The sequence below is a fragment of the Nakamurella sp. genome (genome assembly GCF_044224575.1).
GTDB lineage: Bacteria > Actinomycetota > Actinomycetes > Mycobacteriales > Nakamurellaceae > Nakamurella.
On record NZ_JBGAKE010000014.1, the window covers coordinates 29,341 to 43,700 of the forward strand.

A 14,360-nucleotide genomic window follows, 5' to 3' on the forward strand; every position below is an offset into this window, starting at 1 on the left:
TGCAAGGAGGAACGCCGTGCGTGAGGTGCTGGCCGATCTGCTCCGCTGGTGGTCCGCTGGTGAGACGGTAGGCCTCGGCACGGTGACCGGCACCTTCCGGTCCGCGCCGCGGCCGCCCGGCGCCGCGATGCTGGTCGGACCGGACGGGACCGCCGTCGGCTCGGTCTCCGGCGGGTGTGTGGAGGGCGCGGTCTACGAACTCGCGCAGTCCGTCGTCGCCACCGGGGTGCCGGTGCCGCAGCGGTACGGGGTTTCCGACGACGACGCCTTCACGGTCGGCCTGACCTGCGGCGGGATCATCGACCTGTTCGTCGAGCCGGTCTCGGTCGGCACGTTCCCGGAGTTGGGCAAACTCGCCGCGTCCATCGACGCCGGTGAACCGGTGGCGGCGGCCACCGTCATTGCCGGGCGCCCCGACCAGGTCGGACGCCACCTGATCGTCTGGACGGCCGACTCGGCCGGCGGGCTCGGCTCGGCCCGCATCGACGACGCGGTCGGCGACGACGCCCGGGGCCTGCTGGCCAGCGGGCGGACGGCAACGCTGACCTACGGTCCGGACGGTGAGCGCCGCGGGGAGGGCCTGTCCGTCTTCGTGTCCTCGTTCGCGCCCGCGCCGCGCATGCTGGTGTTCGGGGCGATCGACTTCGCCGCGGCGGTCGCCCGGGTCGGCTCGTTCCTCGGCTACCGGGTGACGGTGTGCGACGCCCGCCCGGTCTTCGCCACCGCCCGCCGGTTCCCCGACGCCGACGAGGTGATCGTGGACTGGCCGCACCGCTACCTGCGGTCGCAGGTCGACGCCGGCGCGCTCGACGGGCGCACGGTGATCTGCGTGCTCACCCATGACCCGAAGTTCGACGTGCCGGTGCTCGCCGACGCGCTGAAGCTACCGGTCGCCTACGTCGGTGCGATGGGATCCCGGGCCACGCATGTCGATCGGCTGGCCCGGCTGCGCGAGGCCGGGGTCACCGATGCGGAACTGGCCCGGCTGGCCTCGCCGATCGGGCTCGATCTTGGTGCCCGCACGCCGGAGGAGACGGCGATCTCGATCGCCGCCGAGATCGTCGCGCGCCGCTGGGACGGCGCCGGCCGGCCGCTGTCCACGACGGCGGGCACGATCCATCACGCGCATCCGGTCGTCGGGCCCGAGCCGGCACCGGTGCCGTGACCCGGCGACCCGTCCCGGCCGGACCTTGAAAACGACGAGGACCGGCGACCCCTGACGATGGCCAGAGGTCGCCGGTCCGCCGGCGTATCGGGGGGGGTCAGGACGTCGCGTTGGGCACCCCGGCATCGCCCAGGTCGTGGGCCAGTTCCTTCTCGTCCTCCTCGGACAGCGAGGTCTTCAGCAGCTTGCCGCCGAACGGACCGATCCGGTCGGCGAACTTGTCCTCGGTGATCTTCGACGCCATGATCACCACGGCCGAGTTGCCCGGCTCGAGCAGTGCGTTGACCTGCGAGCGGAACTCGTCGTTGATGCCGGACTTGCCGAGCTTGCCGAACAGTGCACCCATCAGGCCGCCCAGAGCCAGGCCGAAGAACGGGACGAAGAAGAGCAGGCCGATCAGCATGCCCCACAACGCGCCGGACGCCGCGCTCATGCCGACGATCTTCTGCGGCGTCTCGACGTGGCTCTTGCCATCGCTGTCGACGTTCACGATTGCCAGCCCCTGCAGCTCGACGACGAAGTCGCCCTGCATGGCGAGGACCTCGTTGTAGGCCGAGGTCGCCTGGTCGTGGTTGTCGTAGCCGATGACGATCAGCTCGGACATGGTTCCTCCTGCGGCGGTCGAAACGCGGGGCCGGCGCCGAGGAGTCGTGGTGACCACGCTGCGACCTCGACGTCGGGGTCGGACGAGCCGGCGGATCCGTCACGGAGCGGCGCGGCTCCCCGAATCTAAGCACAGCAGTCCTCGCCCGCCTCCTTCGATGCGGGTGAGGAATCGCCACAGGGTCTTCCGTTGCGGAACGTAGTCGTGATCTACTCTCTGTAGTCGGCGGTCGAGCAGTCACCAGGTTCGTCGGATCTGGGCGCCGTCAATTCACCTCAGGGGCGAGGGGGTCTCCATGCTGGGTGTTGCCCACGACGTGGCCGTGTGGCGAGCAGTGGCCAGGGTGATGGTGTGGGACGAGGCCGGGCCGCCCCGGGCGATCGCCCAGGTCATTGGGCAGTCGATTCCGTCGGCGACGGTTGAGACCGCCGCGGACATCGACGAGCTGGTGCATCGCTGCAGCACCGAGCGTCAGGACATCGCGTTCATCGCGGTCCGCGCGCGGGGGGAGTGCGCGCTGCCCGGGATCGAGCGGATGCGTCGGGCGTGCCCGCTCACCCGGGTCATGGCCTACGGAACGCGGCTCGACGGCGCGGCGATGGGCCGAGCGGTCGCCGCCGGCGCGGGGGGCTTCGTCATTCTGGAGCCGGACCGGGTGGCCGCGACACCGGAGATCGAGTCGATCCGGGTTCCGGCCTGGCCGCCGGCCGGCGCGCAACGGCGCCCCCTGCCGGGCCGGGCCTCGCTCACCCTCACCGTGACCGAGCGGGAACTGCAGATCCTGCGCGGAATGACCGACGGCTGCTCCAATCTGGAGATCGCCAAGCAGCTTTTCGTCTCGGAGGACACCGTCAAGACGCATGCCCGGCGGCTGTTCCGCAAGCTGGGAGCGAACGATCGGGCGCACGCCGTGGCCCTCGGGATGCGCTACGAACTGGTCGGCTGACCCCCCCGGAACCGAGTTGATCATGGGTGCGCGGCCGTTTCCAGGCATTCGGAACGGCCGGCAGGCCATGATCAACTCCGGGTGGGGGCGGGTGCGGACGCGCGCAGTGCGACGATGAGCCGATGCCCGCGCGTGAGGACGTCGCCCTGGTCGCCCGCGCCGCGATGGGCGCGACGTACTGCGTCTGGGCCGCGCACAACGCCAGCACGATCGGCCTGCTCAAGCAGATCGTGGCGATGCGCGGCGGTGCGGCGGCCGCCTCGGACGGGCCGGCCCACGATCTGCTCGTCGCGACCCGCCGCAAGCTGATCGCCGGCCGGTCCGGGGTGCCCAGCGTCGGCGCGGACCAGTCCGGCCCCCTGCGCGAGATCGGCGAACGCGAGCTGCGCGCCGTCCTGCCCCTGCTGGCCAGCCTGCCGCCGGACCAGGCCGAACAGGTGCGGGCGTGGCTGGTCGACGTGGCCATCGGGGTGGCCAGGGCCGCGCCCGACCGGACGACCGACCAACCCATCAGTGCGGGCGAGGCGATCGCGATCGAACGCGTCGGCGAGATCCTGCTCGGCCGGACGGACGAACCGGTCAGTGACGGACGTTGAGGTAGAGGATCACCAGCAACGTGGCGAGGGCGACCCAGAACGTGATGGTCAGGATCGTGCCGGTCCAGGCCAGCACGTATCCGGTGCGGCCGAGCCGTTCGAGCGCGAGCGTCCGGACCGGCGACGTCCAGCGCAGGGACCGGTAGGCGCGCACCAGGTGCAGCCGGTCCTGCCAGATCCGCAGCGGCCGTTTGACGATGTCCGGGCCGATCACCGAGCCCGTCGTCTGCCGGCTCAGCGGGTAGGCCAGCAGGAGTGCGGCGATCCCCATCCCGAAGCGCAGCAGCACCCCGAACGCGGCGATCGCCAGCGGCGACACCAACGCCCGGAACGCCTGCATCGGCGAGGCGATGGCCGGGAGCGACTCGAAGTGATTCCCGACGGTCAGCACGAAGTACATCAGCCCGATGACGAACAACGCCGGCGCGGCACCACGGAGCACCCCGACCGCGATCAGGGCCAGCGGGTCGAACCGGCCCGGCCGCAGCGCCGAATTCGGATCGAACGAGACGAGGGGTGGGGTCACCGGTCTCCGGCCAGGGCCGGGATCACCTGCGATTCGAACAGCTCCAGGCTCGAGATGTCGCCGGCCAGGTCGGGGAAGTAGGTGATCGCGTACGTCATGCCCAGGGCCCGGAGTTCGGACAGCTTCTCGACGATCTGTTCCGGCGTGCCGACGCCGGGCATCCCCCGGAAGGCGCGGAGCTGCCCGGCGGCCTTCTCCGCGCCGACCAGGCGGGTGTATCTGTCTTGCAGGCGATCCAGCTTGTCGGCGACCTCGCGCTCGTCCCGGCCGATGATCACGTTGTAGTTGGCCGAGCGGGTGATCGACTCGTAGTCCCGGCCCACCCGGCGGCAGTGATCGGCCAGCACCGCCGACTTGTGCGCGAAACCCGCTGGCGTGCCGTCGAAGTTGGTGTACTGCGCGTACTGCGCAGCGATCCGCAGGGTGACCTGCTCGCCGCCACCGGCGATCCACAACGGGATCCCGCCGTCCTGCAGTGGCAACGGGCGGACGATGGCACCGTCCACCTGGTAGATCCGCCCGTTCAGCGTGGCCACCCCGTCCCGCCAGGCCTGCCGCATGATCTGCACGCCCTCGTCCAGGGCGCGCAGCCGCTCCCGGGCCGGCGGGAAACCGTAGCCGTAGGCGCGCCATTCGTGTTCGTACCAGCCGGCGCCGATGCCCATCTCCACCCGACCGCCGGAGATGACGTCGACGGTCGCGGCGACCTTGGCCAGGTAGGCCGGATTCCGGTATGCCATGCACGTGCACATCTGACCCAACCGGATCCGGGACGTGCTCGCCGCGAACGCCGCCATCAGCGCCCAGGCCTCGTGTGTCGGTTCTTCCGACGGCGTCGGCGTGGTGTGGAAATGGTCGTAGACCCAGATCGACTCCCAGGGGCCCGCTTCCGCCCGCCGGGCGAGCCGGGACATGATCGCCCATTGCTCCGCCGGGTCGATGCCGACCAGATCGAACCGCCAGCCCTGCGGGATGAAGACCCCGAACCTCATCGTCATGACGGCCCACCGTACGCCGCGCGGCGTGCCGAATGGATGCCGACGTCCCGTCAGGTCAGGACCTTCGGCCCAGGTGCCGGGCAGCGGGCCGGACGAACATATGAAACGTCCGATACCGCGTCGGGATCGGAAGTCTTGAGGAGATGACCACCATGGCCACCAGCACTACCGGCCACGCCCCGGTCCAGGAAACCGAGGCCACGACCGTCACGATCACCTCCGGTGGCGCCATCGCCATCGCATTGCTTCGCCTGTCCGTCGGCTTCGTCTTTCTCTGGGCGTTCCTCGACAAGTTCTTCGGGCTCGGCTACTCCACCGCGAGTGAGCGGGCCTGGATCCACGGTGGTTCACCGACCAAGGGCTTCCTGTCCCACGTCGACGTCGGCCCCCTCCAGTCCGCGTTCAACTCGATCGCGGGTACCTGGTGGGCGGACACCCTGTTCATGCTCGGACTGCTGGGTGTCGGCCTGGCCGTCATCCTGGGCGTGTTCATGAACGTCTCGGCGATCGCCGGAACGCTGATGATGGTGCTGATGTGGGCCGCCGAATGGCCGCTTGCCCAGTTCACCGCCACCGGTGACCCGAGCGGTTCGACGAACCCGTTCATGGACTACCACTTGATCTACGCGCTGGTGCTGATCGTGCTTGCAGTCATCGGGGCCGGACGCTACTTCGGAATCGCGCCGTGGTGGGCACGCGTGACCGGTGGCAAGGCCTGGATGCGGTAGGCACTTGATCGCGGATTCCCGCGTAGATCAACCGAACTCCCGCCGCCCCGAACGTTCGGGCGGCGGGAGTTCGTCATTTCCGTACCGTAGTGACCATGACTGGGGAGAGCACCGTGGGCACCTCCGCACCCGAGCAGGCGGACAAGAAGATCACCGTCTACCTGCTCGACGACCATGAGATCGTCCGGCTCGGCCTGAAGGATCTGCTGGAGAGCGACGGTGACATCGAGGTGATCGGGGAGTCGGGGTCGGTGTCGCACGCCATGGCCCAGATCCCGGCCCTGCGCCCGCAGGTGGCGGTGCTCGACGGCCGGCTGCCGGACGGCTCCGGCATCGACGTGTGCCGGGAGGTCCGGTCCCGCGACCCCAACATCCGGGCGCTGATCCTGACCTCGTTCGACGACGACGAGGCGCTGTTCGCGGCGATCATGGCCGGCGCCGCCGGGTACGTCCTGAAACAGATCCGGGGCAGCGACCTGGTCGACTCGGTCCGCCGGGTCGCCGCCGGCCAGTCCCTGCTCGACCCCGCGGTCACCGCGCGGGTGCTCGAGCGGGTCCGCAAGGGTCCCGAGCTGGACCCGGCGCTGGCCCCGCTCACCGAACAGGAACGCCGGGTGCTCGCCCTGATCGGCGAGGGCATGACGAACCGGCAGATCGCCGAGTCGATGTTCCTGGCCGAGAAGACGATCAAGAACTACGTGTCGAGCCTGCTGGCCAAGCTGGGCCTGCAGCGCCGCACCCAGGCCGCGCTCTTCGCCGCGAAGCACCTGCCCGACAGCTGACCCGCCCGGGGAGCGGGCGGTCGGTGCTCCGCCGGCGCGTCAGCCGACCGGCACCCGCCAGACCAGGCGGGTGCCGCCGGCCGGCCCCGGCCGCAGGGTGCAGGTCCCGCCGAGCACGTCGGCCCGGGCCCGCATGTTCGGCAGGCCGTTGCCCGGGGTGGCCGCCGCGCCCGTCGCCGGGACGATGCCCCGCCCGTCGTCCTCCACCACCAGCACCACCGTGGGCTGCCCGGCCGGCAAGTCGGAACCGTCCGCACCATCCGAGCCGTCCCCGCCGTCCAGCGACACGGTCACCGACGCGTTGCTCGCCCGGGCGTGCCGGCCGACGTTCGACAGCGCCTCCCGCAGCACCGCCAGCAGATGGGTGCGCACCTGCTCGGGGACCACCGCGTTCAGCGGTCCGCTCAGGGTGACCGACGGGCGGAACCCCAGGGAGGGCAGCAGGTCGTCGACCGCGGTCTGCACGTCGTCATACAGGTCGTCGGCGCGGTCCGGGTTGGCCAACTCGAAGATGGTCCGGCGGATGTCCTTGATGGTCTGGTCGAGCTGGTCGACGGCGGCGTTGACCCGATCGGCGATCCGGCCCGGGCCGGCGAGCCGGGCGGTGCTCTCCAACGTGAGACCCACCGCGAACAGCCGCTGGATGACCAGGTCGTGCAGATCCCGGCCGATCCGGTCGCGGTCCTCGTACACGGCCAGCCGGGCCCGGTCGTCCTGGGCGAGCGCCACCTCCAGGATGAGGGCGACCTGGTCGGCGAACCCTTGGGCGGACTCGACGGTCGAGTCGTGCACCCGATCCATCCGGTCCGGCGACCAGTGCAGCCAGAGCACTCCGCTGATCCGGCCGCCACCCCCGACCCGCACCAGCATGTCGCCGCCACGACGCGGCGGCACCGGCTCCCCGGTCCGCCAGACGATCTCGGTGCGCGGGTCGAACGACGGATCGACCATCGGGTCGCCGGCGGTGACCGCCACCCGCAGGCCGCCGGACGGGACCTCGAGCAGCAGGACCGCCCCGTCGGCCTCGCCGGCCGCCAGGGCCATGTGCGCGATCACCTCGCTCGGTCGCCGGTCGCCCTGCTCACCCAGGACCACCCGGCTGACCTCGGCCGCGGCCTCCAACCAGCGGCGACGCCGGGACAGTCGCTCGTAAAGCCGGGCGTTCTCGATGATCACCCCGGCGGCCGCCGCGAACGCGACCACCAGCTCGGCGTCCTCGTCGGTGAACGGCCCGCCGCCGGCCCGCTCGGTCAGGTACAGGTTCCCGAACACCCGCGAGCCGATGCGAATGGGGGCACCCAGGAAGGTGTGCATCGCCGGATGGTTGGCCGGGAACCCGTACGACAGCGGATGGGTGGTCAGGTCGTCGATCCGCAGCGGCTCGGGGTTGTCGATGAGCACACCGAGCACTCCGTGCCCGGTCGGCGGGTTGCCGATCAGGGACCGTTCGACGGGGCTGATGCCGTGCGTGACGAACTCGCGCAGGGTGCGGACCTCCCCCCCGTCGTCGGCCTCGTCCAGGACGCCCAGGGCGCCGTACCGGGCCCCGGACAGCTCGGTGGCGGCGTCGATGATCCGTTGCAGCGTGACGTCCAGGTCCAGATCCGCCGCGATCGAACCGACCGTCTCCAGCACCGTGCGCAGCGACGGAGAGTCGCCCGGGCCCAGGCGGGACATGCCCGGCGCCGCGTCGGGGCGGCTCGCCGGCTCGCCCGCCGCGGGGCCGTCGCCGACATTCGCATCCTGATTATTCGCTCGGCAAGCCTCGCTCATGCTCGACGCCGCCTCGGGGCGGCTCGCCGGCTCGCCCGCCGTGGGGCCGTCGCCGACATTCGCATCTTGATTCTCGCTCGGCAAGCCTCGCTCACCGGGATCCTTTCGATCGGTGGGGCAGGGTGGCCCGGCAAGCTTCCCGCAGACCCGCCGCGGCGCGCGAGGGCAGGACAGGCCCGGGTTCGTCGCCCGCCGCGCGGTCCCGTCCGGGCGCGCGGGATCATGGTGCCCGTGACTGTCACCCAGAGTCCCACGCCCTGGTCCTATCTCATGGACATGGACGGCGTCCTCGTCCACGAGGAACACATCATCCCCGGCGCGGACAAGTTCATCGCCGAACTGACCGCCCGCGACGCCAACTTCATCGTCGTCACGAACAATCCCATCTACACCCGCCGTGACCTGCGGGCCCGGCTGCGGGCGACCGGCCTGGACATCCCGGAGGAACGGATCTGGACATCGGCGCTGGCCACCGCCCAGTTCCTGCATAACCAGCGACCCGGCGGCTCCGCGTTCGTGATCGGCGAGGTCGGGCTGACGACGGCCATGCACGAGGCCGGGTACGTGCTGACCGACCGCAACCCCGACTATGTGGTGCTGGGGGAGACTCGCAACTACTCGTTCGAGCAGATCACCACGGCAATCAGATTGATCGGTGCCGGTTCCCGGTTCGTCGCCACCAATCCCGATCCGACCGGGCCGAGCCGAGCCGGCGTGCTGCCCGCCGCGGGCGCGGTGGCGGCGCTCATCGAGAAGGCGACCGGCCGCACGCCCTACTTCGTCGGCAAGCCGAACCCGTTGATGATGCGGTCGGCGATGCGCGCGATCGGTGCCCACTCGGAGAACACGCTGATGATCGGCGACCGGATGGACACCGACGTGATCGCCGGGTTGGAATCCGGGATGCCGACCGTGCTGGTGATGACCGGCATCTCCACCCTGGAGACGGTGGCCCAGTACCCGTTCCGGCCGACGATGGCCATCAACTCCGTTGCCGATCTGATCGGGAACACCGAAGACCCGTTCAAGGTGATCGCCCCGGTCTGGTAACCGAGGGTCAGCGGTAGACCGGGGCCGGTGCGGGAATCACCCGGTTGCCCCGCCGGGCCCGGCGCAGCACGGCAGCCACCACCGCGGCGGCCAGCAGATAGCCGAGCAGCGCCCCGAGCGTGTTGGAGATCACGTCGCGGACGGTGCCGTAGCGCAGCGGCAGCGCCATTGCCTGAACCGTCTCGATGCCGGCCGAGGCGACCGCGGCGGCCGGTACCACCAGCCAGCGGTGCCGGGAAAGCGCCAGCGCGCCGAAAAATCCGACCGGCATGAACATGACGATGTTCGAAGCGAACTCGACCCGGCCGAAGGTGATCCAGCCCGGGATGCCGTAGGCGTGCCCGTGGCGCAGGAACTCGCGCAACCAGCTTTGACCGTCCGGGTCCGGCGGCCCGGGCCACAGCGTGATGACGGCGATGATCAGTGCGAAGGTGGCCAGGGCGACGGCGGAGAGCACGCGCAGCCGGCGTAGGGTCGGCTCGGCGGAGGCGGGCCGGCTGAGCATCACGTCATCGTAGCGACCGCCCGCCACCGGGCGGAAACTCTTTCGGAGCAACGACCTTGCGCGAGGTGTCGGCCGGGACGGCGTGAGCTGACGTCCCGTAACATCTCGGTCACCGTCCGGCCTCAGGCTGGCCGATCCGGGTCTGACGCCCGGATCGGGCACTTACCCTCATCCGGTGACATTCACCGTCGGGTTCGACCTCGACATGACGTTGATCGATCCCCGCGCGGGGATCGTCGAGGTCTTCGACGTGCTCGCGGCCGAGACCGGTATACCGCTCGACGGTCGTGCCTTCGCCACCCGGCTGGGCCCCCCGCTGCAGCACGAGTTGGCGCGTTACCGGCTGGACGATGCGACCGTCCGGCACCTGGTCCGCCGGTATCACGAACTGACCCCGCAGCTCGCCGTTCCGCGCACGGTGGCGCTCCCGGGAGCCGCCGAGGCGGTTCGTGCAGTCGTCGATCGGGGCGGCCGGGCCGTGGTGGTGACCGGAAAGTTCGCGGTCAACGCGGCCGCCCACCTGAACGCGCTCGGCATCGAGGTGTCCGCCGTCATCGGCGAGGTCTGGAGCACCGGTAAGGCGCCCGCGCTGCGGGAGCTGGGGGCCGAGGTCTACGTCGGCGATCACATCGGCGATGTCACCGCCGCCCGGGCCGCCGACGCGATGGCGGTGGGGGTGGCCACCGGCCCGGTGGGCGCGGAAGACCTGGCGGCGGCCGGCGCGGACGTGGTGCTGCCCGACCTCACCGGCTTTCCAGCCTGGCTGGCGTCCTATCTGGTCGCGACGGTGCACTGACCCGGCCGGCCCGGTCCCCGGGGGTGATCAGCTCCGGTGACCGACCAGGCCGAGCAGATTGCCCTCGGAATCCCGGATGAACGCCTGCGACTCGACCGTCCAGTGCCCGCCGAACAGGCCTTCGGTGTCGGTGAAGATGTCGTGCGGCGCGGACACGATTTCCACCCCGGCATGCTTGAGGTGCTCGATCTGCTGGTCCAGCCCGTCGACTCGCAGGTAGAGCAGCGCGGGCGGGGCCGCCTCCTCGAGCAACAGCCGGGTACCGCCGAGATCGACGAACACCAGGGGGCCGAACCGGGCGATCAGCGGCAGGCCAAGCGTCTCTGTGTAAAAGGTGGTGGCCCGGTCCAGGTCCTCCACGTGCTGCGCCACCTGAACCATCAGCGGATCCTTGCCGCTCATCACAACACCACCCTCCCGGGTCGCCTCGCACGCTCGGCGGCCCCGGTGCGGCCGGCGTGATGACGGTGCCGATGATTCGCTCGGCGAGCCTCGCTCATCACACCGCCCTCCCTGGTCGCCTCGCACGCTCGGCGGCCCCGGTGCGGCCGGCGTGATGACGGTGCCGATGATTCGCTCGGCGAGCCTCGCTCATCGCGCGAGCCCGCCACCGGCCGACATCGCAACGGCCCGGTGCCGGCTGGACCGCCGCGCCTGCCGGAACAGTCCGAGCAGGGCTAGACCGAAGCCGACCGGCGCGAGCATTGCCCCGAGGTTCAGCCAGAGCGGCAGGTCGTGGGCGCCGGCGGCGAACATGCCGAAGATGGCGGCAATCGCAACTAACCCCAGGGCAAAGACCAACACTCCGACGCGGACGAGGGCGGGGGCACCTCCGGGCGGCTTCGACATGGAGCCAGGATAGGGCGACGGTTACTCTCCGCGCGCGGTCCCTGGCTGTGGGCCTGGGCACTCCCGCGCGCCGGTAAGCTGGCGAGCCGGTGCTTTCCGCGATGTGTGGCACCCCGGGCGGACGGTTCCGCCCCCGATCAGGACAGGTGAGTTGGGTGCCGAGCGGCAAGATCAAGTGGTACGACGCCGACAAGGGTTTCGGCTTTATTGCGCAGGACGGCGGCGGGGACGACGTGCACGTCCGGTCGTCGGCGTTGCCGGCCGGGGTGGCCGCGCTCAAGCCCGGCCAGAAGGTCGAGTACGGGGTCGCCGACGGCCGGCGCGGCCCGCAGGCGCTGCAGGTCAAGTTGCTGACCACGCCGCCGTCCGTGGTCGCGGCAACGCGACGACCGGCCGAGGAACTGCACGGCCTGGTTGACGACATGATCAAGCTGCTCGAATCGAAGGCACTCCCCGACCTGCGCCGCGGCCGTTACCCGGATCGCGCGCTCGGCGGCCGCATCGCGCAGGTGCTGCGGGCCGTCGCGGACGACTTCGACGCCTGACCGGGTCGGCTCCCGAACAGGCCGATCGGACCGCCGCCTTCCGAGTTGATCATGGCGTTGTCTGCGCGACACGCCGGCGACACGCCGTTCGTGTCGCAGACAACGCCATGATCAACTTCATTGGGCGGCGGTGGTGTCCGCCGGGATGACGGGGTCGATCAGCAAGGCCCACCCCTGGGTCGAGGTGAAGTCGACCCCGCTGGCCAGCGCCGCGGTGAGTTCGAACCCGCTGAGCACCTCCACCGAGAGCAACTGGTCGTCTCGGCTCAATGGTTCGAGGGTGTAGGCGAGGCGTCCGTCGTTGAACACCTGGCTGCGCGCGTCCCACTGCTCGCCGGCGGCATTGCGGTACGTGAAATACACCAGCCAGGGCTGGTCGGCGACGGCCGCGGGGACGTTGATCTGCACTGGCTGACCCCGCCCCACGCTCAGCGTCGGCGATTCGCCGGCGAGGCACCCGACTTCCTGCGAGGTGACGGTGACCTCGACCGTGCACCAACGGGTCGGCGGGGTATTCACCGCGGCCCGGTTGGCGTAGAAGGTGATCTCGGGCAACGGCGCGGTGCAGGCGGTCAGCATCAGGCACAGGGCGGCGCCGGCGAGCGAGGCGCGGAGCCTTCGTCGGGGCAGGCGGGGCCGGCGGGAGCGGTGCCGCCCGGTGCCGAGGTCCGGACGAGTGGTGCGGTCGTGTCCGAGAACGTTCACGGGTCCCTTGTTTTCTTCCGGCGGGACCCGGCGTCCCGCGGCGGCGGCTTCGGCCCGGACGGGCTGGTCGGGGGGATCGGCCCGGCGGGGTTCCAGCCGCCGGGCGGGTACCCGGCCCCGGGTCCGTAGGTCGGCGTCCCGGAGCCGGCGGGCGGGGACCAGGTCGGGTAGCCCGGCGGCGCCGAGCCCGCGGGTCCGCCCGGCGGCGGGTAGGCGCTCGGCCCGGTCGACCACGGCGGCTGCCCGATGGCGGTCGACCCGGAGGTCCAGCTGGTCGGTGGCGGATACCCGGGCGCAGGCGGAGCGCCGGTCGGCGAGTACCCGGGCGCGGTCGGGCCGGCGGCCGGCGTGGTCGGTGCCGTGTCGGCCGCGGCCGACTTGCGGAATCGGCCGGTGATCCTGGCGTAGTGCAGCCAGGGAAACAGGGACCGGCCGCGGCGCACGAACCAGCTCTGCGCGAGGCCGACGGCGAGCAGCACGGTGATCACGGCGAAGCCGATCGTGTACACGCTGTCGTGACCGAAGGTCCAGACCCCGCCGAGCAGCAGGCCGACGACGCCGCCGAACACCCAGGAGAGCTGCAGCGCGGTCTCGCTGACCCCGAACGCCGATGCCCGGCTGGCCTCGGGCAGTTCGTGCTGGATCACCGAGTCGAGGCAGACCTTGGCCAGCGCCGACGCCGTCGATCCGACGAGCCCGACGATCGCCGCCGTGATCAGGCCGGGAATGAGGGCGGCGATCAACGTGGTCAGCACGACCGCGGCCAGGGACGAGATGGAGACCAGGTCGGGCTTGTTCAGCGGCAGTCGCGCGCCGATCGCGTTGCCCACGAACCCGCCGATGCCGGCGGCCACGCCGACCACGCCGAGCAGCAGCAACTGGGTGAACGCGCTCGCCTCGGCGTACTCGCTCTTGATCACGAACGCGACGAACAGGGCGAGGAACCCGGTCTCGATCCGGATGCTGCCGTTGGCCCACAGCGTGGTCGTCACCGACAGCGGGAAGGCCTTCCGCCGGCGCGCACCCACCGCGTCGACCGGCACCTCCCCCGCCGTCGATTCCACCCAGGCCGGGATCCGCAGGCAGAGCCAGCCGCCCACGATGCTGAGCACCGCGGTGAAGGTCAGCGCACCGGTGCTACCGAAGCCCCAGGACAACGCGGCGGCCAGCGCGCCGGCGACGCCCCCGGCAATCAGGCCGAAGACGGTCAACCGGGAATTCGTCTTGACGAGGGTGATGTCCGGTGGCAGCACCCGTGGGGTGACCGCCGCCTTGAGCACGCCGAACGACTTGGACAGCACCAGCATCCCGAGGGCGCAGGGGTACAGCACCCACGAGTCGAAATTGACCGCCATCACGATCGCCAGCACGGCACGGGCGAAGCTGGACGCGGCCAGCGCGATCCGCCGTCCGTGTTGCAGCTTGTCCAGGGCCGGGCCGATCAGCGGGGCGATCACCGCGAACGGGGCCACCGTGATCAACAGGTACAGCAGCACCTTGCCGGTGGACTCCGCCTTGGCCGCGGCGAAGAACAGCGTGTTGGCCAGTGCGACGGCCAGCGCGGCATCGACGGCGTAGTTGCCCATCACCGCGTAGGTGAGGGAGGTCAACCCGGACCGGTCGGCGCCGTCGGCGGTGGCCGCGCGTTGGAAGATCCGGACGCCCCTGGTGGTCAGCTCCCGGCTGCGGAACGCGGCGACCCGGGTGACCGTCAACTTCTTGGGTCCGGTTCGGGGTCGGCGGCCGGCACCCGGCTGATCGGGGTTCGGCGTGGCCCCGGTCGGGTCGGGCG

The 14,360-nt window shown here is 71.0% G+C and carries 17 protein-coding genes; 8 read left to right on the forward strand and 9 right to left on the reverse strand.

Going from position 1 to position 14,360, the window contains the following annotated elements:
• Positions 1 to 16: 16 nt before the first annotated feature.
• A complete protein-coding gene (locus ACILSK_RS16400) occupies positions 17 to 1,165 on the forward strand; it encodes an XdhC family protein (RefSeq protein ID WP_395728245.1) in 1,149 nt (382 codons plus the stop codon).
• A gap of 97 nt (positions 1,166 to 1,262) precedes the next feature.
• Here the strand turns inward: ACILSK_RS16400 and ACILSK_RS16405 are convergent, their stop codons facing one another.
• Positions 1,263 to 1,769, reverse strand: a complete 507-nt coding sequence (locus ACILSK_RS16405) for a DUF1269 domain-containing protein (protein ID WP_395728246.1) — start codon at positions 1,767 to 1,769, stop codon at positions 1,263 to 1,265.
• 295 nt (positions 1,770 to 2,064) lie between these two features.
• On the opposite strand from ACILSK_RS16405, the gene ACILSK_RS16410 reads away from it, so the two are divergent.
• Together ACILSK_RS16410 and ACILSK_RS16415 are read left to right on the forward strand one after the other, a co-directional pair.
• Complete coding sequence (locus ACILSK_RS16410) at positions 2,065 to 2,715, forward strand: response regulator transcription factor (RefSeq protein ID WP_395728247.1); 651 nt, start codon at positions 2,065 to 2,067, stop codon at positions 2,713 to 2,715.
• A gap of 122 nt (positions 2,716 to 2,837) precedes the next feature.
• Positions 2,838 to 3,311, forward strand: a complete 474-nt coding sequence (locus ACILSK_RS16415; protein WP_395728248.1) for a hypothetical protein — start codon at positions 2,838 to 2,840, stop codon at positions 3,309 to 3,311.
• Here the strand turns inward: ACILSK_RS16415 and ACILSK_RS16420 are convergent.
• On the reverse strand, positions 3,295 to 3,837 hold the full coding sequence (locus ACILSK_RS16420; RefSeq protein ID WP_395728249.1) for a hypothetical protein: 543 nt from the start codon (positions 3,835 to 3,837) through the stop codon (positions 3,295 to 3,297). The two genes, ACILSK_RS16415 and ACILSK_RS16420, sit on opposite strands and share 17 nt — an antisense overlap.
• Positions 3,834 to 4,829, reverse strand: a complete 996-nt coding sequence (locus tag ACILSK_RS16425) for an LLM class F420-dependent oxidoreductase (RefSeq protein WP_395728334.1) — start codon at positions 4,827 to 4,829, stop codon at positions 3,834 to 3,836. Before ACILSK_RS16425 ends, ACILSK_RS16420 begins: the two co-directional genes overlap by 4 nt.
• Positions 4,830 to 4,987: 158 nt before the next feature.
• Here ACILSK_RS16425 and ACILSK_RS16430 point away from each other — a divergent pair, with 158 nt between their 5' ends.
• Positions 4,988 to 5,563, forward strand: a complete 576-nt coding sequence (locus ACILSK_RS16430) for a hypothetical protein (RefSeq protein ID WP_395728250.1) — start codon at positions 4,988 to 4,990, stop codon at positions 5,561 to 5,563.
• Between the two features lie 95 nt (positions 5,564 to 5,658).
• Positions 5,659 to 6,345: a response regulator gene (locus ACILSK_RS16435; protein ID WP_395728251.1), complete on the forward strand. Its 687-nt coding sequence runs from the start codon at positions 5,659 to 5,661 to the stop codon at positions 6,343 to 6,345.
• 39 nt (positions 6,346 to 6,384) lie between these two features.
• Here ACILSK_RS16435 and ACILSK_RS16440 read toward each other — a convergent pair whose 3' ends face one another.
• Complete coding sequence (locus tag ACILSK_RS16440; RefSeq protein ID WP_395728252.1) at positions 6,385 to 8,022, reverse strand: GAF domain-containing protein; 1,638 nt, start codon at positions 8,020 to 8,022, stop codon at positions 6,385 to 6,387.
• A 318-nt stretch (positions 8,023 to 8,340) separates the two neighbouring features.
• On the opposite strand from ACILSK_RS16440, the gene ACILSK_RS16445 reads away from it, so the two are divergent.
• Positions 8,341 to 9,168 carry an HAD-IIA family hydrolase gene (locus ACILSK_RS16445; RefSeq protein ID WP_395728253.1) on the forward strand — a complete coding sequence of 276 codons (828 nt, stop codon included), beginning with the start codon at positions 8,341 to 8,343 and terminating at the stop codon, positions 9,166 to 9,168.
• 7 nt (positions 9,169 to 9,175) lie between these two features.
• On the opposite strand, the gene ACILSK_RS16450 is transcribed toward ACILSK_RS16445, so the two are convergent.
• Entirely contained in the window at positions 9,176 to 9,673 is a 498-nt protein-coding gene (locus tag ACILSK_RS16450; RefSeq protein ID WP_395728254.1) for a VanZ family protein, read from the reverse strand.
• A gap of 175 nt (positions 9,674 to 9,848) precedes the next feature.
• On the opposite strand from ACILSK_RS16450, the gene ACILSK_RS16455 reads away from it, so the two are divergent.
• Positions 9,849 to 10,469 (forward strand): HAD family hydrolase, encoded by a 621-nt coding sequence (locus ACILSK_RS16455; RefSeq protein ID WP_395728255.1) that lies wholly within the window; start codon positions 9,849 to 9,851, stop codon positions 10,467 to 10,469.
• Positions 10,470 to 10,496: 27 nt separating this feature from the next.
• On the opposite strand, the gene ACILSK_RS16460 is transcribed toward ACILSK_RS16455, so the two are convergent.
• Together ACILSK_RS16460 and ACILSK_RS16465 are read right to left on the reverse strand one after the other, a co-directional pair.
• Complete coding sequence (locus tag ACILSK_RS16460; RefSeq protein WP_395728256.1) at positions 10,497 to 10,871, reverse strand: VOC family protein; 375 nt, start codon at positions 10,869 to 10,871, stop codon at positions 10,497 to 10,499.
• 189 nt (positions 10,872 to 11,060) lie between these two features.
• The gene (locus ACILSK_RS16465) at positions 11,061 to 11,318 is read right to left on the reverse strand and encodes a hypothetical protein (protein WP_395728257.1); all 258 of its coding nucleotides are present in this window, start codon (positions 11,316 to 11,318) and stop codon (positions 11,061 to 11,063) included.
• 155 nt (positions 11,319 to 11,473) lie between these two features.
• On the opposite strand from ACILSK_RS16465, the gene ACILSK_RS16470 reads away from it, so the two are divergent.
• A complete protein-coding gene (locus ACILSK_RS16470) occupies positions 11,474 to 11,863 on the forward strand; it encodes a cold-shock protein (protein WP_395728258.1) in 390 nt (129 codons plus the stop codon).
• Positions 11,864 to 11,980: 117 nt separating this feature from the next.
• Here ACILSK_RS16470 and ACILSK_RS16475 read toward each other — a convergent pair whose 3' ends face one another.
• Together ACILSK_RS16475 and ACILSK_RS16480 are read right to left on the reverse strand one after the other, a co-directional pair.
• A complete protein-coding gene (locus tag ACILSK_RS16475) occupies positions 11,981 to 12,568 on the reverse strand; it encodes a DUF2771 family protein (RefSeq protein ID WP_395728259.1) in 588 nt (195 codons plus the stop codon).
• Positions 12,565 to 14,283, reverse strand: a complete 1,719-nt coding sequence (locus ACILSK_RS16480; protein WP_395728260.1) for an MFS transporter — start codon at positions 14,281 to 14,283, stop codon at positions 12,565 to 12,567. The genes ACILSK_RS16475 and ACILSK_RS16480 overlap by 4 nt, the downstream gene beginning before the upstream one ends.
• Between the last annotated feature and the right edge of the window lie 77 nt (positions 14,284 to 14,360).

Coding starts and splice junctions, on each gene's coding strand:
- ACILSK_RS16430 (WP_395728250.1), top strand. CDS start 4,988: ATGGCCACCAGCACTACCGGCCACGCCCCGGTCCAGGAAACCGAGGCC.
- ACILSK_RS16435 (WP_395728251.1), top strand. CDS start 5,659: ATGACTGGGGAGAGCACCGTGGGCACCTCCGCACCCGAGCAGGCGGAC.
- ACILSK_RS16415 (WP_395728248.1), top strand. CDS start 2,838: ATGCCCGCGCGTGAGGACGTCGCCCTGGTCGCCCGCGCCGCGATGGGC.
- ACILSK_RS16460 (WP_395728256.1), bottom strand. CDS start 10,871: ATGAGCGGCAAGGATCCGCTGATGGTTCAGGTGGCGCAGCACGTGGAG.
- ACILSK_RS16410 (WP_395728247.1), top strand. CDS start 2,065: ATGCTGGGTGTTGCCCACGACGTGGCCGTGTGGCGAGCAGTGGCCAGG.
- ACILSK_RS16425 (WP_395728334.1), bottom strand. CDS start 4,829: ATGAGGTTCGGGGTCTTCATCCCGCAGGGCTGGCGGTTCGATCTGGTC.
- ACILSK_RS16440 (WP_395728252.1), bottom strand. CDS start 8,022: ATGTCCCGCCTGGGCCCGGGCGACTCTCCGTCGCTGCGCACGGTGCTG.
- ACILSK_RS16450 (WP_395728254.1), bottom strand. CDS start 9,673: ATGCTCAGCCGGCCCGCCTCCGCCGAGCCGACCCTACGCCGGCTGCGC.
- ACILSK_RS16465 (WP_395728257.1), bottom strand. CDS start 11,318: ATGTCGAAGCCGCCCGGAGGTGCCCCCGCCCTCGTCCGCGTCGGAGTG.
- ACILSK_RS16405 (WP_395728246.1), bottom strand. CDS start 1,769: ATGTCCGAGCTGATCGTCATCGGCTACGACAACCACGACCAGGCGACC.
- ACILSK_RS16445 (WP_395728253.1), top strand. CDS start 8,341: ATGGTGCCCGTGACTGTCACCCAGAGTCCCACGCCCTGGTCCTATCTC.